23 protein-coding genes are annotated in these 23,989 nt (G+C 71.3%); 8 read left to right on the top strand and 15 right to left on the bottom strand.

What is annotated here, in order from left to right; all coding sequences use genetic code 11:
* Positions 1–112 precede the first annotated feature (112 nt).
* Positions 113–2,797: an ATP-binding protein gene (locus ACFY1E_RS22040; protein WP_389078427.1), complete on the top strand. Its 2,685-nt coding sequence runs from the start codon at positions 113–115 to the stop codon at positions 2,795–2,797.
* A gap of 46 nt (positions 2,798–2,843) precedes the next feature.
* Here the strand turns inward: ACFY1E_RS22040 and ACFY1E_RS22035 are convergent, their stop codons facing one another.
* From ACFY1E_RS22035 to ACFY1E_RS22000, 8 genes are all read right to left on the bottom strand, one after another.
* Positions 2,844–3,635 (bottom strand): SDR family NAD(P)-dependent oxidoreductase, encoded by a 792-nt coding sequence (locus tag ACFY1E_RS22035; RefSeq protein ID WP_389078424.1) that lies wholly within the window; start codon positions 3,633–3,635, stop codon positions 2,844–2,846.
* An 87-nt stretch (positions 3,636–3,722) separates the two neighbouring features.
* Positions 3,723–4,844: a 3-oxoadipate enol-lactonase gene (gene pcaD / locus ACFY1E_RS22030; RefSeq protein ID WP_389078422.1), complete on the bottom strand. Its 1,122-nt coding sequence runs from the start codon at positions 4,842–4,844 to the stop codon at positions 3,723–3,725.
* The gene (gene pcaB, locus ACFY1E_RS22025; RefSeq protein WP_389078421.1) at positions 4,841–6,175 is read right to left on the bottom strand and encodes a 3-carboxy-cis,cis-muconate cycloisomerase; all 1,335 of its coding nucleotides are present in this window, start codon (positions 6,173–6,175) and stop codon (positions 4,841–4,843) included. The genes pcaD and pcaB overlap by 4 nt, the downstream gene beginning before the upstream one ends.
* Complete coding sequence (pcaG, locus tag ACFY1E_RS22020) at positions 6,172–6,777, bottom strand: protocatechuate 3,4-dioxygenase subunit alpha (protein ID WP_389078419.1); 606 nt, start codon at positions 6,775–6,777, stop codon at positions 6,172–6,174. Before pcaG ends, pcaB begins: the two co-directional genes overlap by 4 nt.
* Before the next feature lie 8 nt (positions 6,778–6,785).
* Positions 6,786–7,559, bottom strand: a complete 774-nt coding sequence (pcaH, locus tag ACFY1E_RS22015) for a protocatechuate 3,4-dioxygenase subunit beta (protein WP_389078417.1) — start codon at positions 7,557–7,559, stop codon at positions 6,786–6,788.
* A gap of 44 nt (positions 7,560–7,603) precedes the next feature.
* Complete coding sequence (locus ACFY1E_RS22010; protein ID WP_389078415.1) at positions 7,604–8,806, bottom strand: thiolase family protein; 1,203 nt, start codon at positions 8,804–8,806, stop codon at positions 7,604–7,606.
* Positions 8,803–9,447 (bottom strand): CoA transferase subunit B, encoded by a 645-nt coding sequence (locus tag ACFY1E_RS22005; protein WP_389078413.1) that lies wholly within the window; start codon positions 9,445–9,447, stop codon positions 8,803–8,805. The genes ACFY1E_RS22010 and ACFY1E_RS22005 overlap by 4 nt, the downstream gene beginning before the upstream one ends.
* A complete protein-coding gene (locus ACFY1E_RS22000) occupies positions 9,447–10,202 on the bottom strand; it encodes a CoA transferase subunit A (protein ID WP_389078410.1) in 756 nt (251 codons plus the stop codon). The genes ACFY1E_RS22005 and ACFY1E_RS22000 overlap by 1 nt, the downstream gene beginning before the upstream one ends.
* A gap of 211 nt (positions 10,203–10,413) precedes the next feature.
* Between ACFY1E_RS22000 and ACFY1E_RS21995 the strand changes: the two genes are divergently transcribed.
* Entirely contained in the window at positions 10,414–10,878 is a 465-nt protein-coding gene (locus ACFY1E_RS21995) for a MarR family winged helix-turn-helix transcriptional regulator (RefSeq protein WP_389078407.1), read from the top strand.
* 11 nt (positions 10,879–10,889) lie between these two features.
* On the opposite strand, the gene ACFY1E_RS21990 is transcribed toward ACFY1E_RS21995, so the two are convergent.
* A complete protein-coding gene (locus tag ACFY1E_RS21990; protein ID WP_389078635.1) occupies positions 10,890–11,837 on the bottom strand; it encodes a DUF3048 domain-containing protein in 948 nt (315 codons plus the stop codon).
* Between the two features lie 262 nt (positions 11,838–12,099).
* Between ACFY1E_RS21990 and ACFY1E_RS21985 the strand changes: the two genes are divergently transcribed.
* Positions 12,100–13,290, top strand: a complete 1,191-nt coding sequence (locus ACFY1E_RS21985; RefSeq protein WP_389078405.1) for a zinc-dependent alcohol dehydrogenase — start codon at positions 12,100–12,102, stop codon at positions 13,288–13,290.
* 119 nt (positions 13,291–13,409) lie between these two features.
* Here the strand turns inward: ACFY1E_RS21985 and ACFY1E_RS21980 are convergent, their stop codons facing one another.
* Positions 13,410–14,480, bottom strand: a complete 1,071-nt coding sequence (locus ACFY1E_RS21980; protein WP_389078403.1) for an ATP-dependent DNA ligase — start codon at positions 14,478–14,480, stop codon at positions 13,410–13,412.
* Between the two features lie 74 nt (positions 14,481–14,554).
* Here ACFY1E_RS21980 and ligD point away from each other — a divergent pair, with 74 nt between their 5' ends.
* Together ligD and ACFY1E_RS21970 are read left to right on the top strand one after the other, a co-directional pair.
* Positions 14,555–15,580: a non-homologous end-joining DNA ligase gene (gene ligD / locus ACFY1E_RS21975; protein WP_389078401.1), complete on the top strand. Its 1,026-nt coding sequence runs from the start codon at positions 14,555–14,557 to the stop codon at positions 15,578–15,580.
* A gap of 124 nt (positions 15,581–15,704) precedes the next feature.
* Positions 15,705–16,742, top strand: a complete 1,038-nt coding sequence (locus ACFY1E_RS21970; RefSeq protein ID WP_389078399.1) for a LacI family DNA-binding transcriptional regulator — start codon at positions 15,705–15,707, stop codon at positions 16,740–16,742.
* A 51-nt stretch (positions 16,743–16,793) separates the two neighbouring features.
* Here ACFY1E_RS21970 and ACFY1E_RS21965 read toward each other — a convergent pair whose 3' ends face one another.
* Complete coding sequence (locus ACFY1E_RS21965) at positions 16,794–17,144, bottom strand: helix-turn-helix transcriptional regulator (protein ID WP_389078397.1); 351 nt, start codon at positions 17,142–17,144, stop codon at positions 16,794–16,796.
* Positions 17,145–17,274: 130 nt separating this feature from the next.
* Here ACFY1E_RS21965 and ACFY1E_RS21960 point away from each other — a divergent pair, with 130 nt between their 5' ends.
* The gene (locus ACFY1E_RS21960; protein ID WP_389078394.1) at positions 17,275–17,955 is read left to right on the top strand and encodes an ANTAR domain-containing protein; all 681 of its coding nucleotides are present in this window, start codon (positions 17,275–17,277) and stop codon (positions 17,953–17,955) included.
* A gap of 21 nt (positions 17,956–17,976) precedes the next feature.
* On the opposite strand, the gene ACFY1E_RS21955 is transcribed toward ACFY1E_RS21960, so the two are convergent.
* Positions 17,977–18,762 (bottom strand): VOC family protein, encoded by a 786-nt coding sequence (locus ACFY1E_RS21955; protein WP_389078392.1) that lies wholly within the window; start codon positions 18,760–18,762, stop codon positions 17,977–17,979.
* A gap of 215 nt (positions 18,763–18,977) precedes the next feature.
* Here ACFY1E_RS21955 and ACFY1E_RS21950 point away from each other — a divergent pair, with 215 nt between their 5' ends.
* Entirely contained in the window at positions 18,978–19,223 is a 246-nt protein-coding gene (locus tag ACFY1E_RS21950) for a WhiB family transcriptional regulator (protein WP_389078389.1), read from the top strand.
* Between the two features lie 69 nt (positions 19,224–19,292).
* Here the strand turns inward: ACFY1E_RS21950 and ACFY1E_RS21945 are convergent, their stop codons facing one another.
* The 3 genes from ACFY1E_RS21945 to ACFY1E_RS21935 form a co-directional block, all read right to left on the bottom strand.
* Positions 19,293–20,267, bottom strand: a complete 975-nt coding sequence (locus tag ACFY1E_RS21945; RefSeq protein WP_344400290.1) for an acyl-ACP desaturase — start codon at positions 20,265–20,267, stop codon at positions 19,293–19,295.
* Between the two features lie 216 nt (positions 20,268–20,483).
* Positions 20,484–21,260: a dimethylargininase gene (gene ddaH / locus ACFY1E_RS21940; RefSeq protein WP_389078386.1), complete on the bottom strand. Its 777-nt coding sequence runs from the start codon at positions 21,258–21,260 to the stop codon at positions 20,484–20,486.
* A gap of 137 nt (positions 21,261–21,397) precedes the next feature.
* Positions 21,398–23,011, bottom strand: coding sequence for an ABC-F family ATP-binding cassette domain-containing protein (locus ACFY1E_RS21935; RefSeq protein WP_389078385.1), 1,614 nt, complete (start codon positions 23,009–23,011; stop codon positions 21,398–21,400).
* 298 nt (positions 23,012–23,309) lie between these two features.
* Here ACFY1E_RS21935 and ACFY1E_RS21930 point away from each other — a divergent pair, with 298 nt between their 5' ends.
* Complete coding sequence (locus tag ACFY1E_RS21930; RefSeq protein WP_389078383.1) at positions 23,310–23,981, top strand: GPP34 family phosphoprotein; 672 nt, start codon at positions 23,310–23,312, stop codon at positions 23,979–23,981.
* The last annotated feature ends 8 nt before the right edge of the window (positions 23,982–23,989 follow it).

The following is a 23,989-nucleotide window of genomic DNA, read 5'->3' as shown; positions in this document are numbered from 1 at the left end:
ACCCGCTGTCACCCATCACGGCAACAGCTGCCCGGACCCCCCTCCACTTCTGCAATCCGACGGCTACGCTCGATGTCTGTACGTCGTTCGGGCGACTTGGGGAGGTAGCGGGATGACGGAGGTCCGGCCCATGGAGGCCGCCTCGGCCTCCCTGTGGGAGCGCGACGAGGAGATCACCGCCGTCAAGCAGGCGATCGACACGCTGTGCGCGGACCGCTCGTCCTCGGGCAGCCTGCTGATGGTCCGGGGCGAGGCGGGCCTCGGCAAGACCGCCCTGCTGGCCGAGATCCGCCGCATCGCGGAGCAGCGCAACTGCACGGTGTGGTCGACCCGCGGCGGCGAGACCCTCAGATCCGTTCCCTTCAACGTGGTACGCCAGTTGCTGCAGCCCGCACTGGTGTCCCTCATGCCGGAAGAAGCCCGCGAATACCTGGGCGACTGGTACGACATCGCAGGCCCCGCCCTCGGCATCACGGAACCCGGCGAACGCCAGGCCGACCCGCAGGGCGTCTGCGACGGCCTGGTCGCCGGGGTGCGCCGGCTGGCCCGCCGCGACTGGCCGCTGGTCCTGCTGATCGACGACGCGCACTGGGCCGACCAGGAGACGCTGCGCTGGCTCGCCGCGTTCGCCGGGCGCCTCGACGACCTGTCCGTCCTGGTCGTCGTGGCCCGCAGGCCCGGCGAGGTCAGCGGCGAGAGCGCCCGCCACCTCGATGCGATCGCCGCCGCCTCGGGCCACCCCGAAGCCGACCTGAACGCCCTCACTCCGGACGCCACGGCGGGCCTCACCCGCGCCACCCTCGGCGCGCACGCCGACGCCCCGTTCTGCCGCGAGGTCTGGGCCGTCACCGGCGGCAACCCGTACGAGACCGTGGAACTCCTCGCCAAGGTCCAGGACAGCGAGCTGGAGCCGACCGAGAGCGCGGCCGGCGAGCTGCGCGCCCTCAACCGCTCGGCCCGCGGCGGCGGCCTCGTCGCCCGCCTCGAGGAACTCGGCATCGACGCCACCCGCTTCGCCTGGGCTGCCGCCATCCTCGGCACCGGCATCTCCGTCGGCCTGGTCGCCGAGCTCGCCACCATGGACCCCGACGAGGCACTGCGCTGCGCCGAACTGCTCCAGGACGCCCGCATCCTCACCGAAGTCGACCCGGCGAGCGCGCAGGCCGACGACGGCGACCTGGAGTTCGTGCACCCGCTGATCGCCACCGCCGTCTACAACTCCATCCCGGACGCCCTGCGCACCGCCATGCACGGCATCGCCGCCCAGGTCGTCACCGAGTCCGGACGCGGCGCCGCCATGGCCTCCCGGCACCTCCTCCAGGTGCATCCGGACGACGACGAGGAACTCGTCGAGCAGCTGCGTGAGGCGGCCCGCGAACACCTCGCCGTCGGCGCCCCCGACGCGGCCCGCCGCTGCCTGGAGCGCGCCCTGCTGGAACCGCCCCTTCCCGAGGTCCACGCGCGCGTGCTCTACGAACTCGGCTGCGCCACCCTCCTCACCGCCCCCGCCACCACCATCGACCACCTGCAGTCCGCGCTCGGCATGCCGGGCCTCGACGGCGACCTGCGCGTGGACGCCGTCGTCCGCCTCTCCCAGGCCCTCCTCCACAACGACCAACTGGAGGCGGCCGTCCGCACGGTCGAGGCGGAGGCCGCCCGGCACGAGGACGGGCCCGCCAAGATGCGGCTGCAGGCCGTGCAGTACATGTGGGAGGGCATCTACGCCGGCGAGTCGACGTCCCCGGGACGTTCCATGCGCCTCGCCGACCTCGTCCGCACCTGCATCGGCCGCAACAACTCCGAGCGCGCCCTGCTCATGCTGCGCGGCTTCGACGCCCTGCTCCAGGGCGAGAACGCCGAGGAGGTCGTCGAACTGTGCGACCGCGCCCTCGTCAACGGCCGCCTCGCACCCGGACTCGGCTGGACCGACACCGAGTGGGGCATCGAACTCCCGCTGATGCTCGCCAACTCCTACGCCTACACCGATCGCCTCGACCGCGCCGAGAGCCTCTACAACGAGGCCCTGCGCACCTACGAGTCGGCCGGCTGGAGCGGCGGCCACCTCTCCCTCGCACACGCCCATATCGGCCTCGCACACCGCAGGCGCGGACGGCTCAGGGAGGCGGAGGCGGCTCTGCGCGAGTCGCTGCGCATCGCCGAGCGCGTCGGCCGAGGCCTGCCCCTGTACTGGACCACGACCTGCAACCTCGTGGACGTCCTGCTCGCCCGCGGCCACGTCGACGAGGCCTGGGCGATCGCCGAGCAGAACGGCTTCGCGCCCGCCTACCCGTCCCCCATCGTGATGCCGGACCCGCGCTCGGTGCGCGGCCGGCTGCTGCTCGCCGTCGGGCGTACCAAGGAAGGCATCAACGAGCTGGAGGAGGCCGAGAAGGCGGCCGCGGCGCGTGACCACCACAATCCGGTGGTCGTGCCCTGGGCGCTGGACCTTGCGCGGGCCCTCGCGTCGGAGGATCCCGCTCGCGCCGGTCAACTCGCCGCCGCCGCCCGGCGGCAGGCCGAGCGGTTCGGTACGGATACTGCCATCGGAGAGGCGTTGAGGTGTGCGGCGGCGTTGGAGACCGGGCAGCGGGCTGTCCGGTTGGCCGCGCAGGCTGTCACCTACCTGGAGGCTTCGCCGTGCCAGTACGAGCATGCGGCGGCGCGTGTCGAGTACGGGATCGCTGCGCGGTCCGTCGCCGAGCTCAACAGAGGCCTGGCGCTTGCTCGTTCGTGCGGGGCGGACGGGCTGGTGGCGCAGGCTCAGGCGGCGCTGGAGAGTGGGCTCGGGGTGCGCTGAGGAGGCCGGGGCGCAAGGCCGAGTGGCGGCCCTGCGCCCAGGGGGCTTACAGCGCCAGCAGTTGGTCCGTGACCGTCGACAGACGCTTCTGTACCTCTCGGTCGTACGTCGACTCGTGCGCCCTCGACGGGGTTGTGCCGTCGAAGTAGCCGCCTGTGCCAAGGTCCCGGGTCGCCAGGGCCAGTACGCCCGGTGCGCCGTCTGCGACTGTGTTCCAGGGGGCCACTCCGCCCTCACGGACCATGGCCGTGTCCATGAAGGTCGCCGGGTGCAGGACGTTGACCGAGACCCCTGTGCCCGCCAGCTCCTCGGCCAGCGCGAACGTATGGGCCGCGAGGGCGAACTTGGCACGGCGGTAGGCGGCGAAGCCGTCGTACTGGCGCCTGAATTCGATGTCGTCGAAGTCGAGGGGGTCCTGGCCGACCGAGCCGACGTTGACGATCCGGGCGGGTGTGTTCGCGCGCAGTACCGGGAGCAGGGCGCGGGTCAGTACGACCGGTGCCAGGTAGTTCACGGCGAGGCGCAGTTCGTGACCGTCGGCGCTCAGTTCACGCCCGGCGCCGGGCGCGCCCGCTCCCACGCCCGCGTTGTTGATCAGGACGTCGAGGTCGGGGTGGGCGTCGGCGACATGGGCGCCCAGCTCGCGCACCTGCGTCAGCGAGGCGAGGTCGGCGACGAAGCCTTCCGCGTCGCCCTCGGTGCGCAGCTCCTCGACCAGGCGTTCCGTACGGCCCGGATCGCGGCCGTGCGCGAGCACGACGTGCCCCGAGCGGACCAGCTCGAAGGCGACATAGCGGCCGAGGCCGGAGGTGGCGCCCGTGATCAGGATGGTGGACATGCCTCCACCGTAGGCACGTGGAGCAGGCATGTGCGAGAGGCTGCTGGAGGTACTACCAGCAGGGTCACCCTCAGAGACCGGTCACCCTCAGAGGCCGTCCTCCTCGGCCAGCACCCGCTGGGCCGCCGCGAACGCCGAGTTCGCCGCCGGGACCCCGCAGTACACGGCCGTCTGCAGCAGTACGGCGCCGATCTCCTCGGGGGTGAGCCCGTTGCGCCGGGCCGCCCGCACATGCATGGCCAGCTCGTCGTAGTGCCCGTGTGCCACCAGCGCCGTCAGTGTGATCATGCTGCGCTCGCGGCGGCTGAGCGTCGGGTCGGTCCAGATCTCGCCCCAGGCGTAGCGCGAGATGAAGTCCTGGAAACGGGCGGTGAAGGGTGTCTGCCGGGCCTGCGCCCGGTCCACGTGTGCATCGCCGAGCACCTCCCGCCGTACCTCCATGCCCCGCTTGGCACCTCCGCCGAGATGGGTCCGGAGGGCGGCCAGCACGGCTTCCGGGCACTGCGCGGGCGCCAGATGCGCGGCGTGCGGAAGCTCGACCAGCGTGGAGCCGTGCACGGCGTCCGCGATCTCCCGCAGATGCGGTGGTGGAGTCGCCTTGTCCTCGCGCCCGGCGATCAGCAGCGTGCGCACGGAGATCTCCGGGAGCCGTTCCCGCAGGTCGAAGGTGGCCAGCGCGTCACAACAGGCGGCGTACGCCTCGGGGTCGGCCTGCGCCTGGTCCCGCACCAGTTCCGGCACGGTGAAGCCGGGCGTGAACCAGCGCGCGTCGGCACTGGCCACGAGCGAGCCCAGCCCCTCGCGCCGCACCAGCTCGGCCCGCTCCTGCCAGGGCTTGGCGCCGTTGAAGTGGGCCGAGGAGCAGATCACGGCCAGGGAGGACACCCGCTCGGGGTGGTGCAGGCCGAGATGCAGTCCGACGGCACCGCCGAGCGACACCCCCGCATACGCGAACCGTTCGATGCCCAGCGAGTCGGCGAGCGCAAGCACCAGGTCGGCGAGGTCACCGACGGTCGCGCCGGGACCGATCAGATCGGCCGCCGACCCGCCGTGCCCCGGCAGGTCCCAGCGGATGACGCGGTGGGTGATGGACAGCTCGGGTGCCACCTTGTCCCACAGCGCGAACGACGTTCCGAGCGAGGGCCCGAGCAGCAGTGGGGGAGCGGACGTGGACCCTTCGGCACGGTGGTTGAGGAGTTTCTCGGTCAACTTCGCTCCAGAGCACGGTCGGTGAGGGATCCGGCGGAGCCGGTGTAGCGGGCGGGATCGGTGAGCTCGGCGACGTCGATGTCCTTCAACTGCGGCTCTTCGGCGAGCAGTTCGGCCAACGGCCGGCCCTCGGTGTAGGTGCGCTCGGCCAGCTCCGTGAGCAGGGCTTTGGCGCGGGCGCGGCCGAGCGCGGGGGCCAGCTCCGCGGACAGCCGCTCCGAGACGATCAACCCATGGGTCAGATCCAGGTGTTCACGCATGGCGTCCGCGTGCACACGCAGGCCTTCGGCCAGTTCCGCGGCGTCCCGGGCGGCACCGCCGACCAGCCGCAGCAGGTCCCGGAGCGGCTCCCACTCGGCGTGCCAGGCCCCGGCCGGACGCTCGTCCTCGGCGGCCAGCGATCCGTACAGGGTGGCCGCGAGCTGCGGAGCCCGCCGGGCCGCGGCCGCGATCAGCGTGGACCGTACGGGGTTCGCCTTGTGCGGCATGGCCGAGGAGCCGCCACCGCTGCCCTCCGCGACCTCGGCGACCTCGGTACGGCCGAGCGTCAGCACGTCCGCGGCGACCTTCCCCAGCGCCCCGGCCGCGAAGGCCAGGCAGCCGGCGAGGTCGGCGATCGGTGTGCGCAGGGTGTGCCAGGGCAGCAGTGGCTCGCGGAGCCCGAGTTCGTGGGCGTAGGCCGCCGTCAGGGCCTGTGTGTCCTGGGCGCCGTACACGGTGAAGGCCGCCAAGGTCCCTGCTGCGCCGCCGAGTTGGGCGGGCAGTGAGTTCTGTACGGCCTTGATGCGGTCGCGTGCGTCGAGGATGAGCGAGCGCCAGCCGGCCGCCTTCAGCCCGAATGTCGTCGGTACGGCGTGCTGGGTGAGCGTCCGTCCCGGCATGGCGGTGTCGCGGTGGTCGGCGGCCAGCCGGGCCAGGGCCCGTTCGGTGCGGCCGAGGTCGGCGAGGACCAGGTCCAGGGTGCGCACGGCGACCAGCATTGTCGCCGTGTCCATGATGTCCTGGCTGGTCGCGCCGCGGTGGACATGGGGTCCGTACTCCTCGCCGACCGCCTTCGTCAGGTCGGCGACCAGGGGGATGACCGGGTTGCCGCCCGCGCGGGCGCGCTCGGCGAGGGAGCGCACGTCGAAGCGGGCGGCGTCGGCCGCTTCGGTCACCGCGGCCGCCGCCTCGGGCGGCGCGAGGTCAAGGGCGGACTGGGCCCGGGTGAGGGCGGCCTCGGCGTCGAGCAGGGCCTGCAGAAAGGCCGTGTCCCCGGTCGCGGAGGCGGCGGGGGAGCCTGCCCACCCGGGGGCGCGCAGGCCCGTGTCGTCGAAGCCGGCAGAAGTCACTGGAACTCCAGGAAGACCGTCTCGCCTTCGCCCTGAAGGCGGATGTCGAAACGGTATGTGCCCTTGCCGTCGTCCGTCGCGATCAGCGTGCCGCGTCGCGCCTCCGGCACCTGGGACAGCACCGGGTCGGCGGCGAGTGCCGCCTCGTCACCGGGCAGATAGATCCGCGTGAACAGGTGCACCAGCAGGCCGCGCGCGAACACGCACACGCTGAGATAGGGCGCACTCCGCCCGCGCGCGCCGGGCCGCAGCGTCCGCGCGTACCAGTGGCCGTTGGCATCCGTCTGGATGCGTCCCCAGCCGGTGAACTCCACGCCGTTGCGGCCCAGGTAGCCGCCGCTCGCCGGGTCGCGCCGGATCGAACCGTCGACCTGTGGGATGTTGCCGTCGGGGTCGGCGCCCCACAGCTCCACGAAGGCGTCCGGCAGGGGGTTGCCCTCGCCGTCGTAGATGTACCCCTGGACGGTGATGGTGTCCGGGTGGCCGACCGGGGCGATGTCGCCGCCGCCGGGGAAGGGCAGGGCGTGGCCGTAGAAGGGGCCGACCGTGTGCGACGGGGTCGGGAGCACGGTCTCCGGACGGCTCGTGTCGATCTTCGTCATAGCGCAGCTCAGCGCCCTTCTTCGATCCAGGTGGCGTGCGGCCCGTCGAGCACGATGTCCCAGTGGTAGCCCATCGAGAACTCCGGCACCGACAGGTTGTGGTCGTAGGTGGCGACCAGCCGCTGCCGGGCCGCGTCGTCCGTCACCGACTGGATGATCGGGTCGTAGGGGAACAGCGGGTCGCTCGGGAAGTACATCTGCGTCACGAGCCGCTGGGTGAACGCCGTGCCGAAGAGCGAGAAGTGGATGTGCGCCGGCCGCCAGGCGTTGAGGTGCTGACGCCACGGGTACGGGCCCGGCTGCACGGTGGTGAAGTGGTAGTGCCCGTCGTTGTCCGTCAGCGTACGGCCGACGCCGGTGAAGTTCGGGTCCAGCGGGGCGTCGTGCTGCTCGCGCTGGTGGGCGTAGCGGCCGGCAGAGTTGGCCTGCCAGATCTCGATGAGCTGACCGCGGATCGGCCGGCCGTCGCGGTCGAGCAGTCGCCCGGAGACGGTGATGCGCTCACCGATCGGCTCGCCGGTGTGCTGCCGGGTGAGGTCGTTGTCGATCTCGGTGATGTCGCGCTCGCCGAAGGCCGGGGAGGAGAGCTCCACCAGCTCCGGGTCCTTCGTCACGTCGATGGTGATGGGCGGCTGCTTGGGATGCCGCAGGACGGACGAGCGGTACGGCGCGTAGTCGCGTCGCGGCTGGTGCTCCACGGGCGCCCCGTCGGCGATCCGCTTCTCGTACGCGGCGTGCTCGGCCGCGATTTCCTGGTCGATGTCCTGCTGGGTGAGAGTCATGGGGGTCCCTGGGGCTTCCTGGCTGTTCTTGACGCCTGGGGGTTCTAACGTTCGAGGACGAGGGCGAGGCCCTGCCCGACGCCGATGCAGAGGGTGGCGACGCCGGTGCCGGAGCCGCGGCGGGCGAGCTGGTGCGCGACGGTCCCGGCGAGCCGGGCACCGGAGGCGCCGAGCGGGTGGCCGAGGGCGATGGCGCCGCCCTGCGGGTTGAGGATCGCGGGGTCGAACTCGGGCCATTCGGCCACGCAGCCCAGCACCTGGGCGGCGAAGGCCTCGTTCAGCTCCAGCACGGACAGGTCGGCGAAGGTCCTGCCCGCCTTGGCGAGGGCGCGGTTGACGGCCTCGACCGGGGCGAGGCCGAAGTAGTGCGGGTCGACGGCGTTGACGCCGGTCGCCGAGACACGGGCCAGCGGCTCGCGGCCGACCGCCTTCAGGCCCTCCTCGTCGACCAGCAGCAGCGCGGCGGCGCCGTCGTTCAGGGGCGAGGCGTTGCCCGCGGTGACCGTGCCGCCGTCCTTGCGGAAGGACGGCTTCAGCTTGGCCATCGCGGCGAGGGAGGCGTCCGGCCGGACGCACTCGTCGGCGGCGAAGGCGACCGGGTCGCCCTTGCGCTGCGGGATGGAGACGGGCGCCAACTCGGCGTCGAACAGGCCCTGTTGCTGGGCGTCGGTCGCCTTCTGGTGAGAGGCGAGCGCGAACTCGTCCTGCTGCTCCCGGCTGATCTTGTGCTTGTCGGCGATCAGTTCGGCGGACTCGCCTAGCGGGATGGTCCACTGCGGGTCCATCCGCGGGTTGACCATGCGCCAGCCCAGCGTGGTGGAGTACAGCTCGGTGTGGGCGGCCGGGAAGGGCTTGTCGTTCTTGGGCAGCACGTACGGGGCGCGGGTCATCGACTCGACGCCGCCTGCCACGGCGATGTGGGCGTCCCCGACCGCGATGGCGCGGGCCGCCTGGATGACCGCTTCCAGGCCGGAGGCGCACAGCCGGTTGACGGTCACCCCGGGCACGGAGGTCGGCAGCCCGGCCAGCAGGCCGCCCATGCGGGCGACGTTGCGGTTCTCCTCGCCCGCCCCGTTCGCGTTGCCGAAGTACACGTCCTCGATCCGGGAAGGCTCCAACTGCGGTGTCCGGGCGAGGAGTTCACGGATCGCGTGGGCGGCCAGGTCGTCCGGGCGGACGGCGGCGAGGCCGCCGTTGTAGCGGCCGATCGGGGTGCGCACCGCGTCGACGATGTAGGCCGTGTTCACAGCAGGTCCTCCGCAACGGTCAGCTTGGCGCCGGTCTTGGCGACGATCTCGTCAACGGCCACACCGGGGGCGACCTCGGTCAACACGAGCCCGTCCGGTGTCACGTCGATCACGCCGAGATCGGTGATGACTCGGTTCACACACGCCTTGCCGGTCAACGGCAGCGCACACTCCTCGAGGATCTTCGCCGAGCCGTCCTTGGCGGTGTGGGTCATCACCACGATCACCCTGCGCGCGCCGTGCACCAGGTCCATCGCCCCGCCGATCCCGGTGATCAGCTTCCCGGGGATGGCCCAGTTCGCCAGGTCACCACGCGCGGAGACCTGCATCGCGCCCAGCACCGCGACATCGATGTGCCCGCCCCGGATCATCGAGAACGACAGTGCCGAGTCGAAGAAGGACGCCCCCGGCAGGACGGTCACGGTCTCCTTGCCGGCGTTGATCAGATCCGGGTCGACGGCGTCCTCGGTGGGGTAGGGGCCGGTGCCGAGGATCCCGTTCTCCGACTCCAGCACCACCTCCACCCCCGCCGGGAGGTGGTTCGGGATCAGCGTGGGCAGCCCGATGCCGAGATTGACGTACTGCCCGTCCTCCAGCTCGCGCGCGGCCCGCGCGGCCATCTGCTCGCGTGTCCAGGCCATCAGCTGCTCACCGTCCGCTGCTCGATCTTCTTGTCGACCGCCTGCTCCGGCGTCAGGGCGACCACCCGCTGCACGAAGATCCCCGGCAGGTGCACCGCGTCCGGATCGATCTGGCCGGGCTCCACCAGCTCCTCCACCTCGGCGATCGTCACCCGCCCGGCCATCGCGGCGAGGGGGTTGAAGTTGCGGGTGGACTTGTTGAACACCAGGTTCCCGTGCCGGTCGCCCTTCGCCGCCCGTACCAGCGCGAAGTCGGTGCGGATGCCGCGCTCCAGCACATACTCGGTGCCGTCGAACTCCCGCACCTCCTTCGGCGGTGAGGCCAGCGCGACCCCGCCCTCGCCGTCGTAGCGCCAGGGCAGCCCGCCGTCGGCGACCTGTGTGCCCACCCCGGCCGGGGTGTAGAAGGCCGGGATCCCGGCACCGCCCGCGCGCAGCCGCTCCGCCAGCGTGCCCTGCGGGATCAGCTCCACCTCCAGCTCTCCGGCCAGGTACTGCCGCGCGAACTCCTTGTTCGCCCCGATGTAGGAGCCGGTCACCCGCGCGATCCGCCCGGCCGCCAGCAGTACCGCGAGACCCGTCTCCATCGCCCCGCAGTTGTTGGAGACCACGCTCAGCCCGGACACGCCCCGCTCGTACAACGCCCCGATCAGCACGTTCGGCACTCCGCTCAGCCCGAACCCGCCCACCGCGAGCGATGCACCCTCCGGCACATCCGCCACCGCCTCCGCGGCCGTGGCGACCACCTTGTCCATCCGTGAAGCCCCATCCCGTCCGAGCGCCCGGTCACGAATTAATCAGAGCACTGAGTATTTTGGTGAAGTTTCCTTCACGCTGCCACCGGAGCCGCCGGACGTCAAGACCTCCGAGAAATGCAAGGTCAGTAGCCGCGTACAGCTCTACAGACAGTCGACTGGACGACGAGTATCGTTCAGTGCACCAACGAATCCGACCTCGGGAGCGCACATGGCCGCGGTGGACCTCACCACCCACCCCGGGCACCTGGCCCGGCGACTGCAGCAGGCCCACTACCTGCTGTGGAACACGATGGTCTCGGAGGAGATCACCTCGCCGCAGTTCGCGGTCCTCAACGCGCTCGTCGCCGAGCCGGGCCTGGACCAGCGCACGGTGGGGGAGCGGGTGGGCCTCGACCGGTCGACGATCGCCGAGGTGATCAGCCGGCTCGGGCGCCGCGGGCTGCTCGACAAGGTGCGTGATCCGCAGGACGGCCGCCGTTTCCTGCTGCGCCTGACCGAGGACGGTGTGCGCACCCACCGCAAGCTGACGGTGCGCACGGCCCGGATGAACCAGGTCTTCCTGGCCCCGCTCTCCGCCGAGGAGCAGTCGGTGTTCTTCGATCTCATCCGGCGTGTCGCCGATGCGGCCGAGGGGCTCCGCAACCCGACGGAACCCCTCGTGGCACCGGGCTGAACGCGCCGGACCTAGCCCGGTGCCTTCGTCAGTACCACCCATACCTGGCCCTCCGCGAAGTCGACCGGACTGCCGTCCTTCGTCGTGAACCGTGTGCCGTCGGTGGCCTTCCTGCGCTGCCAGTCGACGTCGTAGACCCGTCCGTCGCGCAGGACCTGCGCCTTTCCGGAGCCGACCGTCTCGGTGTACGGCGTGTTGTTGCCGAGGCGGTCGTGGAAGGCGGACTGGCGCACCTTCACGTACTGCACGACGACCGTCGCCGGCGCCACCCGCTTTCCGTCGGTCGTCGTGGTGGGGTGCCCGTCCATCGCGACGAGGTAGCGGTGCAGGTCCGCGGACCAGGTGAAGGTGAAGCCGGCGGCCGGGAAGCGGATGGTGCGGGTGTTCTCCGGTCTGCCCCCGGCCGGTGCGGCGCCGTAGCGGAAACCGGTGGTCAGCGCCTTCGCGCCCGGGGGCGACGACATCAGGCGGGCAGGGTGCAGATAGAGGTTGTGCGGTGCGGGTCTGCCGGTGCCGCGGAAGTATGCTCCGGGCGCCTTTTCGGGCGGTTCAGCCTGCAGAGGCGCGCTGTTGATCAGCGGCAGCAGCTTGTGCTGCGCCCCGGAGAAGGCGAGCGTCGGACGGTGGAACTGGCGCAGCAGTTCCAGATCCGACTCGCGGGCGCTGCGCACCGGGCCGACGACCTTCGGCAGCGTGCTCGCGTACACCGCCATCAGTCGGCTCAGCCCGCCCTCGACCTGTTCCGCGTACACGACGTCCGCCGAGCCGAGCCCCGTCTGGGGCCGGGCCTCGGGCGCGTTGTCGATCTTCACGGCGAGTACGGGGGCGCCGGCGGCGGTCTGCTGCGGCTGCCGGGGGGTCTGCGTCCGGCCGCGTCCGTCCTGCGCCGGACCGTGCTGATGTGTGCAGCCCGCCGCCAGCGCGGCCGTCGCCGTGGCGGCCAGCAGCGCCACTGTCATCGAGGCGCGTCGCGGACGCGCGCACCGTCCCGTGCTCACCGTGGCCACCACATCCCGTGTCAATGATTGTGCGCTTATACGTTCATTGATGCCCATACCCGATCGGTTCTGACCGGGCGCGTTCGATACGCCCATTGGCCCTGACCCGCTCCGGGCCCTGTTCCCGGCCGTGCTCCCGATCCCGCTTCGGGAAGTGGCGGGGCGGGTACCCGGGCCGCACCGCAGGAGCAGACACGCCGATCGATGGAGGGAGCGCCACGCGATGAAGGCTGTGACCTGGCAGGGGAAGCGGGACGTACGGGTGGAGGAGGTGCCCGATCCGGGCATCCAGGAGCCGACCGACGCCGTCATCCGCATCACCTCGACGGGGCTGTGCGGCTCCGATCTGCATCTGTACGAGGTGCTCACGCCGTTCATGACACCGGGCGACATCCTCGGGCACGAACCGATGGGCATCGTCGAGGAGGTCGGGGCCGCGGTGCCGGACCTCGCGGCGGGCGACCGGGTGGTGGTGCCGTTCCAGATCGCGTGCGGCAACTGCTGGATGTGTCTGACGGGGCTGCCGACGCAGTGCGAGACCACACAGGTGACCGGCGAGGGCATGGGCGCCGCTCTCTTCGGCTACACCCGCCTGTACGGCGCGGTGCCGGGCGCCCAGGCCGAGTACCTGCGGGTGCCGCAGGCGCAGTACGGGCCGATCAAGGTTCCGGAAGGTCCCCCCGACGACCGTTTCGTCTATCTCTCCGACGTCCTGCCCACCGCGTGGCAGGCGGTCGAGTACGCCGGGATCCCCGAGGGCGGCAGCGTCGCCGTGCTCGGTCTCGGGCCGATCGGTGACATGGCCTGCCGGGTCGCCCAAGTGCGCGGCGCCGGGCGGGTGTTCGGGGTGGACCTGGTGGGCGAGCGGCTGCGCCGGGCGAAGGCGCGCGGCGTGGAGACGTACGACCTGCGGAGCTTCGACAGCGAGAAGGAGCTCGTGCAGGCGATCCGTGACGAGACCGACGGGCGCGGCCCCGACGCCGTGATCGACGCGGTCGGCACCGAGGCCCACGGCAGCGCGGCCGCCCGGCTGGCCCAGCAGGCCTCGGCCCTGCTGCCCCGCAAGCTCGCGGGCCCGCTCGCCGAACGCTTCAGCATCGACCGCCTGGCCGCGCTGCACACCGCCATCGAACTGGTCCGCCGCGGCGGCACGCTCTCCCTCGTCGGCGTCTACGGCGGCACGGCCGATCCGATGCCGCTGCTCACCATGTTCGACAAGCAGATCCAGATCCGCATGGGCCAGGCCAACGTGCGCCACTGGAGCGACGAGATCATCCCGTACCTGACGGACGAGGACCCCCTCGGCGTCGACGACTTCGCCACCCACCGGCTGCCGCTGACCGAGGCCCCGCACGCCTACGAGATGTTCCAGCGCAAACAGGACGGCGCGGTCAAGGTGCTGATGACGCCGTAGGGTGCGCGCACCAGGCCGTCGGTGCGTGCAACCCAGCCCGTCCGGCGTTTGAGGACGAGGCCGTTCAGGCCGATACGGGGGTCTGGGGGCGGAGCCCCCGGGCGGCACGGCAGCGCCGGTCAAGCCCGGCTCCCGAAGACCTCCGCCAGGTCGTACCGCACCGGCTCCTCCAGCTGCGCGTAGGTGCAGCTCTCCGGGGTGCGGTCCGGCCGCCAGCGGCGGAAGCGGGCCGTGTGCCGGAAGCGCGCCCCGTTCTCCATGTGGTCGTACGCCACCTCGGCCACCCGCTCCGGTCGCAGCGGCACCCAGGACAGGTCCTTCTTGCCCGACCAGCGGCTCGGGGCGCCGGGCAGCCGGGCCGTCTCGTGCGCCGTCTCGTCGGACCAGGCCGCCCAGGGGTGCCCTGCGGTGTCCTCCATCCGCAGGGGCTCCAGTTCCTCGACCAGCTCCGCGCGCCGCTTCATCGGGAACGCCGCCGACACGCCCACGTGCTGCAGGGCACCCCGGTCGTCGTAGAGGCCTAGCAGCAGTGAGCCCACGATCGGGCCGCTCTTGTGGAAGCGGTAGCCCGCGACGACGACGTCCGCCGTGCGCTCGTGCTTGATCTTGTACATGGCGCGCTCGTCCTGGAGGTAGCGGCCGGTGAGCGGCTTGGCGATGACGCCGTCCAGGCCCGCCCCCTCGTACTGCTCGAACCAGCTCTGCGCCACATCGATGTCGGTGGTGGCCGGCGCGAGGTGGACCGGCGCGGTGACCTCGGACAGCGCCCGCTCCAGCAGCGCACGCCGGTCGGTCAGCTGCACATCGAGCAGCGACTCGTCCGCCAGGGCCAGCAGGTCGAAGGCCACGAACGACGCCGGGGTCCTCTCCGCGAGCATCCGCACCCGGGAGTCCGCCGGGTGGATGCGCTCGGTGAGCGCGTCGAAGTCCAGCCGGCCCTCCCGGGCGATGACGATCTCCCCGTCCAGCACGCACCGCTCGGGCACCCGCTCCTTCACCGCCGCCACCAACTCGGGAAAGTACCTGGTCAGCGGCTTGCCCGTACGGCTGCCGAGCTCGACCTCGGTCCCGTCGCGGAACACGATCGCCCGGAAGCCGTCCCACTTCGCCTCGTAGTGCATGTCCGGCGGAATCCTCGCCACCGACTTGGCGAGCATCGGCTTCACGGGCGGCATCACGGGCAGATCCATGCGTCCGATTCTGCTCGCATACGTCGCTTGCCGCCCGGTATGCGAGGTGTGTGAGGTGCGCCTACCGTGGCCGCATGGGTGAAGCGGTGGAACTGGAAGCGGGCGGCCGCACCGTCCGCCTGTCCAGCCCGGACAAGATCTTCTTCCCGGAGCGCGGTTTCACCAAGCTGGACCTCGCCCGGTACTACATCGCGGTCGGCCCCGGCATCCTGCGCGCCCTGCGCGACCGGCCCACCACCCTGGAGCGCTATCCGGAGGGGGTGACCGGCGAGAACTTCTTCCAGAAACGGGCGCCCAAGAACATGCCCGACTGGATCCCGACCGCCCACATCACCTTCCCCAGCGGCCGCAGCGCCGACGAGATGTGCCCCACCGAGGAGGCGGCGGTCCTGTGGGCGGCCCAGTACGGCACGCTCACCTTCCACCCCTGGCCGGTGCGCCGCGACGACGTCGACCGCCCCGACGAACTCCGCATCGACCTCGACCCGCAGCCCGGCACCGACTACGACGACGCCGTCCGCGCCGCCCACGAACTGCGCGCCGTCCTCGACGAGTTCGGCGGCCTCAAGGGCTTCCCGAAGACCTCCGGCGGGCGCGGACTGCACGTCTTCGTGCCGATCGAGCCGCGCTGGACCTTCACCCAGGTCCGCCGTGCCGCCATCGCCGTGGGCCGGGAGATGGAACGCCGGATGCCGGACCACGTGACGATCAAGTGGTGGAAGGAGGAGCGGGGCGAGAAGATCTTCATCGACTACAATCAGACCGCCCGCGACCGCACCATCGCCTCCGCCTACTCCGTACGGCCCCGCCCGCACGCCCCGGTCTCGGCGCCCCTGCGGTGGGACGAAGTGGGCGTTGCGCACCCGCGGGACTTCGACATCGCGACCATGCCCGCGCGCTTCGCCGAACTCGGCGATGTGCACGCGGACATGGACGACCGGCGCTTCTCGCTGGAGGCCCTGCTCGAACTCGCCCGCCGCGACGAGCACGACCACGGGCTGGGGGATCTGCCGTACCCGCCCGAGTACCCCAAGATGCCGGGGGAGCCCAAGCGGGTACAGCCGAGCCGGGCGAAGAAGCAGCCGCCTACAGCCCCTTGACGGGCGCGGCGGGGAGAGGACCTGGCCGCCACGGCGGATCCCGATGATCCGAGAGCGCTCTCACGGCGCTGCCCGCCCGGAGCTATCCTGATCGGCAACCGCCGAGCAGGAGCAGGAGCCCGAAGTGACCGACACAGCGCCGCGCCCCACGCTGGAGGCCGTGGCCGCCCGGGCGGGCGTGTCCCGGGCGACCGTCTCACGCGTGGTGAACGGCGGCGACGGGGTCAGGGAACCCCTGGTGGCACGGGTCCGGCGGGCGGTGGAGGAACTCGGATACGTGCCCAACCAGGCCGCCCGCTCCCTGGTGACCAGACGGCATGACGCCGTGGCCGTGGTCATCGCGGAGCCGGAGACCCGCGTCTTCGCCGACCCCTTCTTCGCGCTGCAACTCAGGGGCATCAGCAAGGAGTTGACGGCCCACGACAACCAGCTCGTGCTGCTGCTCACCGAGGGCCGCGACGACCACGCCCGCGTCGGCCGCTATCTGGCCGGCGGTCATGTCGACGGTGCCCTCGTCTTCTCCCTGCACCTCGACGACCCGCTGCCCGGGCTGATCCAGCACGCGGGCGTGCCGACCGTGTTCGGCGGGCGGCCCGGCTGGAGCGACGGCCGCAGCGGGGTGGTCTACGTCGACAGCGACAACCGCGGCGGCGCCCGCGAGGCCGTACGTCATCTCGCCGGCCTCGGCCGGACCCGGATCGCACACATCACCGGGCCCCTCGACCAGACGTCCGCGGCGGACCGGCTCGACGGATTCCGGGACGTCATGGTCGACGCCGATCCCCGGCTCGTCGTCGAGAGCGACTTCACCCCGGCCGGCGGTGAGCGGGCGATGCGTGAACTCCTCGAGCGCCGCCCCGACCTGGACGCCGTGTTCGCCGCCAACGACCTCACCGCGGCGGGTGCCCTGCGCGTGCTGCGTGAGCGCGGGCGGCGAGTGCCCGAGGACGTCGCCGTGATCGGCTTCGACGACATGCTGCCGGTCGCCGAGCAGACCGATCCGCCGCTGACGACGGTGCGTCAGGACATCGAGGAGATGGGCCGGCTGATGGCCCGGCTGCTGCTGCGCCGCCTCGGTCCCCGCTCCGCCGACCAGGGCGTCGCAGACGCGCCGGCCGGCGTGGTCCTGCCGACGACGCTTGTGCGACGGGCCTCGGCCTGAGCCGAATGCGTCTCCGCCGGGCGCGGGCAGCTCGGCCGGGCCGTGGTGGCGTCAGGCCGTGGCGTGGGAACGCCGGCTGCTGGATGAGCCGGTGGAGCGGTCCGCCTCGTCCTGCACGAGCAGGGAGAGCAGCGCTGCCACGGTCAGTCCGGCCTCGGCGGGATGGCGCAGGACCTTGCTCGGATCGATCCGATAGGTGTTGGTCCGTCCCTCCCTGGTGTGGGAGAGATAGCCGGCCTGTTCCAGGTCGGAAATGATCTTCTGGACGGCGCGTTCGGTGAGGCGGCAGCGTGCGGCGATGTCGCGGATCCGGGCGCTGTGGTTGTCGGCGATGGCTGCCAGTACGCGCGCGTGATTCGTGATGAACGTCCATCCGGTGTGTGGCTCGGGCACTCCATCCATGTGCCAACTGTAGCGACTCACTATTCGCGCATTCAAAAGCACGTACTGGATTTCATGTATTTCTTGACGTGTGCCGGGGAAGGGGGGAACCTTGGGAGCGGACGGACGAGCACTCGAGGGAGAGACGGCCATGCCGGAGCCTGCGCAGGAGGCGCAGACATGCCTGGTGACGATCGACGTGGTGCCGGACGGCGATCGCATGAACGTCCGGGTGTGCGGCGAGCTCGACCACGGCGGTCTACAGCTCGAACGCGGCCTGACGGAGGCCCTGGACAGCTCGGCGAGCGGTATCGACCTGGACCTGAGCGCCATCGGGTTCTGCGACTGCTCCGGGCTCAACCTGCTGCTCGGTCTGCGGCGGAAGGCTCTCGACGACGGCAAGACGATCACCATCAGCGCCAGCGGCCCTTCCGTCGACCGGCTGCTGGAGCTGACCGGCGCCCGGGAGCTGTTCGCGCGCCCCGGCGCCGACCATGACGGGAGCACCGAGCCGAATGCCGCCGGTGACGGACTGAAGGCGCCGGAGGCGGTCGATCAGGAGCTGCGCAAGGAGGTCGCCGAGCTGCGACGGGCGATGCAGACCCGCCCGGCCATAGACCTGGCCCGCGGCATCCTGATGGCCTCCTTCAGCCTGAGCCCCGAGGTGGCGTGGACCGTGCTCGTCACGGCCTCCCAGAACACCAACACCAAGCTGCACGTCCTGGCCCAGGACCTGGTCGGCACCGTTCAGGGCACGCCACTGCCCGAGGAGGTGCAGCAGCAGCTGGCGGCCGCGGTCACCCAGGCGCGCGCGGCCGTCCCGCTGGCATGACCCTTCGGCGTCCTCGTCACCTCATGTCTGCGGTGGTGCGCTCTTGATCACCGCGAAGCGGGCGCCGTAGGGATCGGCGAGCTTGGCGAAGCGGCCCACGCCCTCGATGTCGGTGGCCGGGACGCGGATCTCGCCGCCCAGTTCCTGTGCCCTGGCGACCGTGGCGTCGGTGTCGGCGACCTCGAAGTACGGCAGCCAGTAGGCGCGGTCCTCCGACGGGTCCTCGGCGAGCGGGACGATGCCGCCGAACATGGAGTCCTCGCCGCCCCCGGCCGGGTTGACGGTCGTGTACGTGCCACCGGGGAAGTCCACCGCCGCCGTCTCCAGGCCCAGCGTCTCGAGGTAGAACCAGGCGGCCGCGGCGATGTCGGGGGTGTACAGCTCGACCCAGGCCAGCGCCCCCGCCTCGTTCGCCACGTCCACGCCCTTGGTACGGCCGGGCTGCCAGATGCCGAAGGGCACTCCCGCCTTGTCGGCGAGGATCGCCATGTGTCCCTCGCCCATCACGTCCATGGGCTGCATCAGCACACTGCCGTGCGCCTGCTCGGCCGCCTTGGCGGTGGCCTCGGCGTTCCCGCTCTGGAAGTACACGGTCCAGGACGGCGGCCCCTGCTCGGGCGTGGTCTGCACACCGCCCGCCGCAGTCTTCCCGTCCAGCTGGAAGAAGCCGTATCCGCCGGCGTCCGGCCCCGCCGACTGGAACCGCCAGCCGAAGAGACCGCCGTAGAAGGAGATGGCGCCGTCGATGTCGGAGGTGCTGACGTCGAGCCAGTTGGGAGCGCCGTTGACGAAACGGGTGGTGAGCATATTCGCCCTCCTCGGAAGGGTCCCGTTCTCTGCACTGCCGAGTCTTGCACCGCCCACTGACAATCGCTGCCGGAGCCTTCTTTCCACCGGCTTCCGCGCGCCGCCGTGCGCGGCGGTGGGGCAGGGCGCGACCATCAGGGTGGCCGGGGGCCCCGCCGGGCGGCGTTGATGGCGCGTTGATCGAACGTTTTTCGGCCCCCGGCACGATCTCGTCCATGCACATCGACACCATCACCCCGGCCGACTTCGCCTGGCAGGCCCAGGCGCTGTGCGCGCAGACGGGGGCGGACTTCTTCTTTCCGGAGCCGGGCAGCTCGGTGCGTGAGGCGAAGCGCATCTGCGGCATGTGCGAGATGCGCCCGGCCTGCCTCGAGTACGCCCTGCAGAACGATGAACGCTTCGGCGTCTGGGGCGGCCTGTCGGAGAAGGAACGCCTCGCGCTCAGGCGGACGACACGCTGAAGCGGCCGGTACGCACGTGCGTACCGGCCGCTTCCCGGCCCGGAGCAGGGCCTGCCGTCGGATGTGCCGTCAGCCTGCGGCGCGTGCCGCCATGCGCGCCTTGCGTGCCGCCAGCTTCTCGTCGAACTTCAGGGCCTCCGCGTCCAGGCCGCCCAGGAACAGGCCGAGTTCGTCCTGGGCCTGCTGCCCCTCGGGGCCGAGGCCGTCGATCTCCATGATCTTCAGGAAGCGCAGGACCGGCTGGAGCACGTCGTCGTGGTGGATGCGCAGGTTGTAGACCTCGCCGATCGCCATCTGCGCGGCGAACCGCTCGAAGCCGGGCATGCCGTGGCCGGGCATTCGGAAGTTCACCACGACGTCCCGGACCGCCTGCATGGTCAGGTCGGGAGCCAGCTCGAAGGCGGCCTTCAGGAGGTTGCGGTAGAAGACCATGTGGAGGTTCTCGTCAGTTGCGATCCGCGCCAGCATGCGGTCGCAGACCGGGTCGCCGGACTGGTGGCCGGTGTTGCGGTGCGAGATACGGGTCGCGAGCTCCTGGAAGGCCACGTAGGCGACCGAGTGCAGCATCGAGTGCCGGTTGTCCGACTCGAAGCCCTCGCTCATGTGGGCCATGCGGAAGGCTTCCAGCTTGTCCGGGTCCACCGCGCGCGAGGCGAGCAGGTAGTCGCGCATCACGATGCCGTGCCGGCCCTCCTCGGCGGTCCAGCGGTGCACCCAGGTGCCCCAGGCGCCGTCACGGCCGAACAGCGAGGCGATCTCGTGGTGGTAGCTGGGCAGGTTGTCCTCGGTGAGCAGGTTCACCACCAGCGCGATCCGGCCGATCTCGGTGACCTTGGACTGCTCCTTGTCCCAGGCCTCGCCGTCCTCGAACAGGCCTGGGAAGTTACGGGCGTCCGACCAGGGCACGTACTCGTGCGGCATCCAGTCCTTGGCGACCTTCAGATGCCGGTTGAGTTCCGTCTCGACCACTTCCTCCAGGGCGTACAGCAGCTTGGCGTCGGTCCAGACGGCGGGGCTGCCGAGGTGCGGGGAAGTGATCGTCACGGGAACTCCAGGGGGACGCGCAACACAGGGGGACAGACCGGCGAGCGGTGCCGGAACCTACGGGATCGTAGGCTACGAAACCGTAGGTTACGAAGCCGTAGGTTAAGCGCGGTGTAAAGATCCCTGATCAGGCCATGTTTCGTAGGACTTCCAAGGAAGGCCGAAAAGCCCCAGGACCCGCAGGTCCCAGGGCTGGAAGGGTGATCGGCACACCCGTCAGGCGTACAGCTCCCGCAGTCGCACCGAGAGACATGTCACACAGCCCTCGAGCTTCTCGAACTCGCTGATGTCCACCACGACCGGATCGTGACCGAGGTCGGCGAGCAGCTCCGCCGACTTCGGCGCGCTCGCCGCCATCAGCAGCTTGCTGCCGCCGAGCAGCACCACGTGCGAGCCCGACTCCTCGGGCACCGACAGGAAGCGCGGGAACAGCGACGGCCGGTCCACCTTGGGGATGTGCCCGATGACCGTCCCGTCGGGCAGCGCCGTGACCGCCGACTTCAGGTGCAGCACCTTGCTCACGGGTACGGCGACGACCCGCGCCCCCAGCGGCTCGAAGGCGGCCCGCAGCTGCTGGACACCGGCCGCGTTGGTGCGGCCGCCGCGGCCGACGTAGATCGTGTCGCCGATCTTCAGGACGTCACCGCCGTCCAGGGTGCCCGGCTCCCAGATCCAGTTCACCGAGCAGCCCAGGCGCGCCACGGCCTCCTCGACGCCGGCCGTCTCGTCCCGCCGGGACTCGGCCCCGGGACGGGTGATCAGCGCGACGTTCTTGTACATGACGACGGTGTCCTCGACGAACACCGAGTCCGGGCAGTCGTCCTCCGGGTCCACCTCGACCGTCTCCCAGCCGTGCTCGCGCAGGGCCTCGACATACGCCTCCCACTGCGCGACCGCGAGATCGAAGTCGACCTTCTCCCGCTCGATGTGCGTCACCAGCCCTTCGGCGAGGCGGGGGCTCGGGCGGCGGACGAGGGCCTTCTTGCTGGGCACGACGGAACTCCGAATCGGCGGGACGGCAGACCGGGCGCCCATGACGCGACACCCGGTCCGCCATCATGCAGCGCCGATCCGCGACGGCAAAACCCTCGTTGCCAGGCTGTGCCCCTCCTGAGACGCGCGATCGGCAGCTATCCGATCGCCTCCGGCGTCGTCTCCTGCAGCTCACCGTCCAGCAGCAGCCACCGGGTGATCCCGATCGACTCCAGGAACGGCAGGTCGTGGCTGGCCACGACCAGCGCCCCTTCGTACGACTCCAGGGCCGACGTCAGCTGCCGCACGCTCGCCATGTCGAGGTTGTTCGTCGGCTCGTCGAGCATCAGCAGCTGCGGTGCCGGTTCGGCCAGCATCAGCGCGGCCAGGGCCGCCCGGAAGCGTTCGCCGCCGGACAGGGTGGCCGCCTTCTGGTCGGCGCGGGCGCCACGGAACAGGAAGCGGGCAAGGCGCGCCCGGATCCGGTTGTTGGTGGCGGCCGGCGCGAACCGGGCCACGTTCTCGGCGACCGACAGCTCGCCGTCGAGCACGTCGAGGCGCTGCGGCAGGAAACGCAGCGGCACATGCGCGTGCGCCTCGCCCGCCACCGGCGCCAGCTCCCCGGCGATGGTGCGCAGCAGCGTCGTCTTGCCGGAGCCGTTGCGCCCGATCAGCGCCACCCGCTCCGGGCCGCGCAGATCAAGACCGCCGGCCACGCGCGCGCCGTACGCGAGCTGCAGGTCCATGAGGGTCAGGACGGTACGGCCCGGCGGTACGGCCGTGTACGGCAGGTCGACGCGGATCTCGTCGTCGTCCCGCACGGCCTCCACCGCCTCGTCGAGCCGGTCCTTCGCCTCGCTGAGCCGCTCCTCGTGCATGATGCGGTGCTTGCCCGCGGACTCCTGCGCCGCGCGCTTGCGCGCCCCCATGACGATCTTCGGCTCGCGCTTCTGCTCCCACATCTTCTGCCCGTACCGTTTGCGGCGGGCCAACTTGACCTGGGCGTCGACCAGTTCGCGCTTCTGCTTCCTGAAGTCGGCCTCCGCGACGCGCACCATCCGCTCGGCGGCCTCCTGCTCGGTGGCGAGAGCCTCCTCGTACGCGGAGTAGTTGCCGCCGAACCAGGTGACCTCCCCGGAGCGCAGATCGGCGATCTGGTCGACCAGTTCCAGGAGCTCGCGGTCGTGGCTGACCACGACCATCACTCCCGGCCAGGACTCGACGGCCGCGTACAGCCGCCTGCGCGCGTACAGGTCGAGGTTGTTGGTCGGCTCGTCCAGGAGCAGGACGTCCGGGCGGCGCAGCAGCAGTGCGGCCAGCCGCAGCAGCACCGACTCGCCGCCCGACACCTCGCCGATGGTGCGGTCCAACTCGATGTGCCCGAGGCCGAGTTCACCGAGCGTGGCGAGCGCGCGTTCCTCCACGTCCCAGTCGTCGCCGACCGTCTCGAAGTGCTCCTCGGCCACGTCGCCCGACTCGATGGCAAGCAGCGCGGCCCGCTGTGCGGCGATGCCGAGCGCCTCGTCGACGCGCAGCCGGGTGTCGAGCGTGACGTTCTGCGGGAGGTAGCCGACCTCGCCCGCGACGCGTACGGCGCCGTCGGCCGGGGCGAGCTCACCGGCGATCAGCTTCAACAGGGTCGATTTCCCGGACCCGTTGACGCCGACGAGCCCCGTCCTGCCGGGAGCGAAGGACACATCGAGGCCCTCGAAGACGGGGGTGCCGTCGGGCCAGGTGAAGGACAGGGACGTACAAGTGATGGAAGTAGACATGCGGGCCTCGCGGTTGCTTGGTGTGGTCAGGGGCAAACGCGTATCGAGACACCGGAGACCTACGACGGGAGAGGAGAGCCCTGGGGCACGAAAAAAGCCCTGCTCCGTCAGGACGGCTCGAACGTCGAGGTCGCACGCAGCGCACACACCTCATGTGTGTGACACGGTGTCTCAGGACCTCAGACGAGCAACGTCCTTCTCCAATCGACGGCAACAGAACCGCTGTACACCGTAGGAGGCGGTCGGCGGGCTGTCAACGGATTAATTGATCCCGCCCTCACCGCACGAAGGAGTCCCCGTGCCCAACGGCCCGCTCTCACTGCCCGCCCGGCTCTATCTGCTGGCCTGGGACACCGACACCGGCGAGGTCACCGCCGCCGCCCGCCTGCATCACCTGGTGCGGGCCGGCGCCCTCACCGAACTGGCCCAGCGCGGTCTTCTCGTGGACGAGGACGGCATCGCCACGCCCGCCGACATGGACTCCCTCACCGGGGACGCCGTCCTCGACGGGCTCCTGGAACTGGTCCGCGAGTCCCGGCCGCACCGCTGGCAGACCTGGGTGACACTGCACGCGCGCGTGACCCTCGACGCCGTACGGGAGCAACTGACGGCGGAGGGCTGTCTGCGGGCGGAGAAGAAGCGGGTCCTCGGGGTCTTCCCGAGCGTGGCGCACGTGCTGGCGCGGGCGGACGTCGTGGACGCGCTGCGTGCGGGGGCGCGGCAGGTTCTGGAGGGCCCGGTGCCGGTGGCGGAGGTCTCCGACCGGGACGCGGCCGTCGTCGCCCTCGCCGCCGCCGCGGAGCTGCCCACGCTGGTGCCGGGCAAGGACCGCAAACGCCTCCACGCGCGCGTGGCGGAGCTGACCGAGCGCAGCGGGGCGGCGGCGCCTGCGCTGCGGAGGGTCGTCACCGAGGTGCACACGGCGGTGACCGCGTCCGTGACGGCGGTCGCCGCGGCCACGGGCGGCTGAACCGCACC

This window comes from Streptomyces sp. NPDC001604, from assembly GCF_042893475.1.
Lineage (GTDB): Bacteria > Actinomycetota > Actinomycetes > Streptomycetales > Streptomycetaceae > Streptomyces.
Note: the sequence above shows the minus strand (reverse complement) of the source record. Positions and strands in the feature narration are given on the sequence as shown.

Excerpts from the sequence above, each read along its gene's own strand:
- ACFY1E_RS21935 (WP_389078385.1), bottom strand. The coding sequence starts at position 23,011 with ATGTCTACTTCCATCACTTGTACGTCCCTGTCCTTCACCTGGCCCGAC.
- ACFY1E_RS21990 (WP_389078635.1), bottom strand. The coding sequence starts at position 11,837 with ATGACAGTGGCGCTGCTGGCCGCCACGGCGACGGCCGCGCTGGCGGCG.
- ACFY1E_RS22035 (WP_389078424.1), bottom strand. The coding sequence starts at position 3,635 with ATGTCCACCATCCTGATCACGGGCGCCACCTCCGGCCTCGGCCGCTAT.
- ACFY1E_RS21995 (WP_389078407.1), top strand. The coding sequence starts at position 10,414 with ATGGCCGCGGTGGACCTCACCACCCACCCCGGGCACCTGGCCCGGCGA.
- pcaH (WP_389078417.1), bottom strand. The coding sequence starts at position 7,559 with ATGACTCTCACCCAGCAGGACATCGACCAGGAAATCGCGGCCGAGCAC.
- ACFY1E_RS21985 (WP_389078405.1), top strand. The coding sequence starts at position 12,100 with ATGAAGGCTGTGACCTGGCAGGGGAAGCGGGACGTACGGGTGGAGGAG.
- ACFY1E_RS22005 (WP_389078413.1), bottom strand. The coding sequence starts at position 9,447 with ATGGCCTGGACACGCGAGCAGATGGCCGCGCGGGCCGCGCGCGAGCTG.
- ACFY1E_RS21980 (WP_389078403.1), bottom strand. The coding sequence starts at position 14,480 with ATGGATCTGCCCGTGATGCCGCCCGTGAAGCCGATGCTCGCCAAGTCG.
- ligD (WP_389078401.1), top strand. The coding sequence starts at position 14,555 with ATGGGTGAAGCGGTGGAACTGGAAGCGGGCGGCCGCACCGTCCGCCTG.
- pcaG (WP_389078419.1), bottom strand. The coding sequence starts at position 6,777 with ATGACGAAGATCGACACGAGCCGTCCGGAGACCGTGCTCCCGACCCCG.
- ACFY1E_RS22000 (WP_389078410.1), bottom strand. The coding sequence starts at position 10,202 with ATGGACAAGGTGGTCGCCACGGCCGCGGAGGCGGTGGCGGATGTGCCG.
- ACFY1E_RS22040 (WP_389078427.1), top strand. The coding sequence starts at position 113 with ATGACGGAGGTCCGGCCCATGGAGGCCGCCTCGGCCTCCCTGTGGGAG.
- ACFY1E_RS21960 (WP_389078394.1), top strand. The coding sequence starts at position 17,275 with ATGCCGGAGCCTGCGCAGGAGGCGCAGACATGCCTGGTGACGATCGAC.
- ACFY1E_RS21965 (WP_389078397.1), bottom strand. The coding sequence starts at position 17,144 with ATGGATGGAGTGCCCGAGCCACACACCGGATGGACGTTCATCACGAAT.
- ACFY1E_RS21955 (WP_389078392.1), bottom strand. The coding sequence starts at position 18,762 with ATGCTCACCACCCGTTTCGTCAACGGCGCTCCCAACTGGCTCGACGTC.
- ACFY1E_RS21950 (WP_389078389.1), top strand. The coding sequence starts at position 18,978 with ATGCACATCGACACCATCACCCCGGCCGACTTCGCCTGGCAGGCCCAG.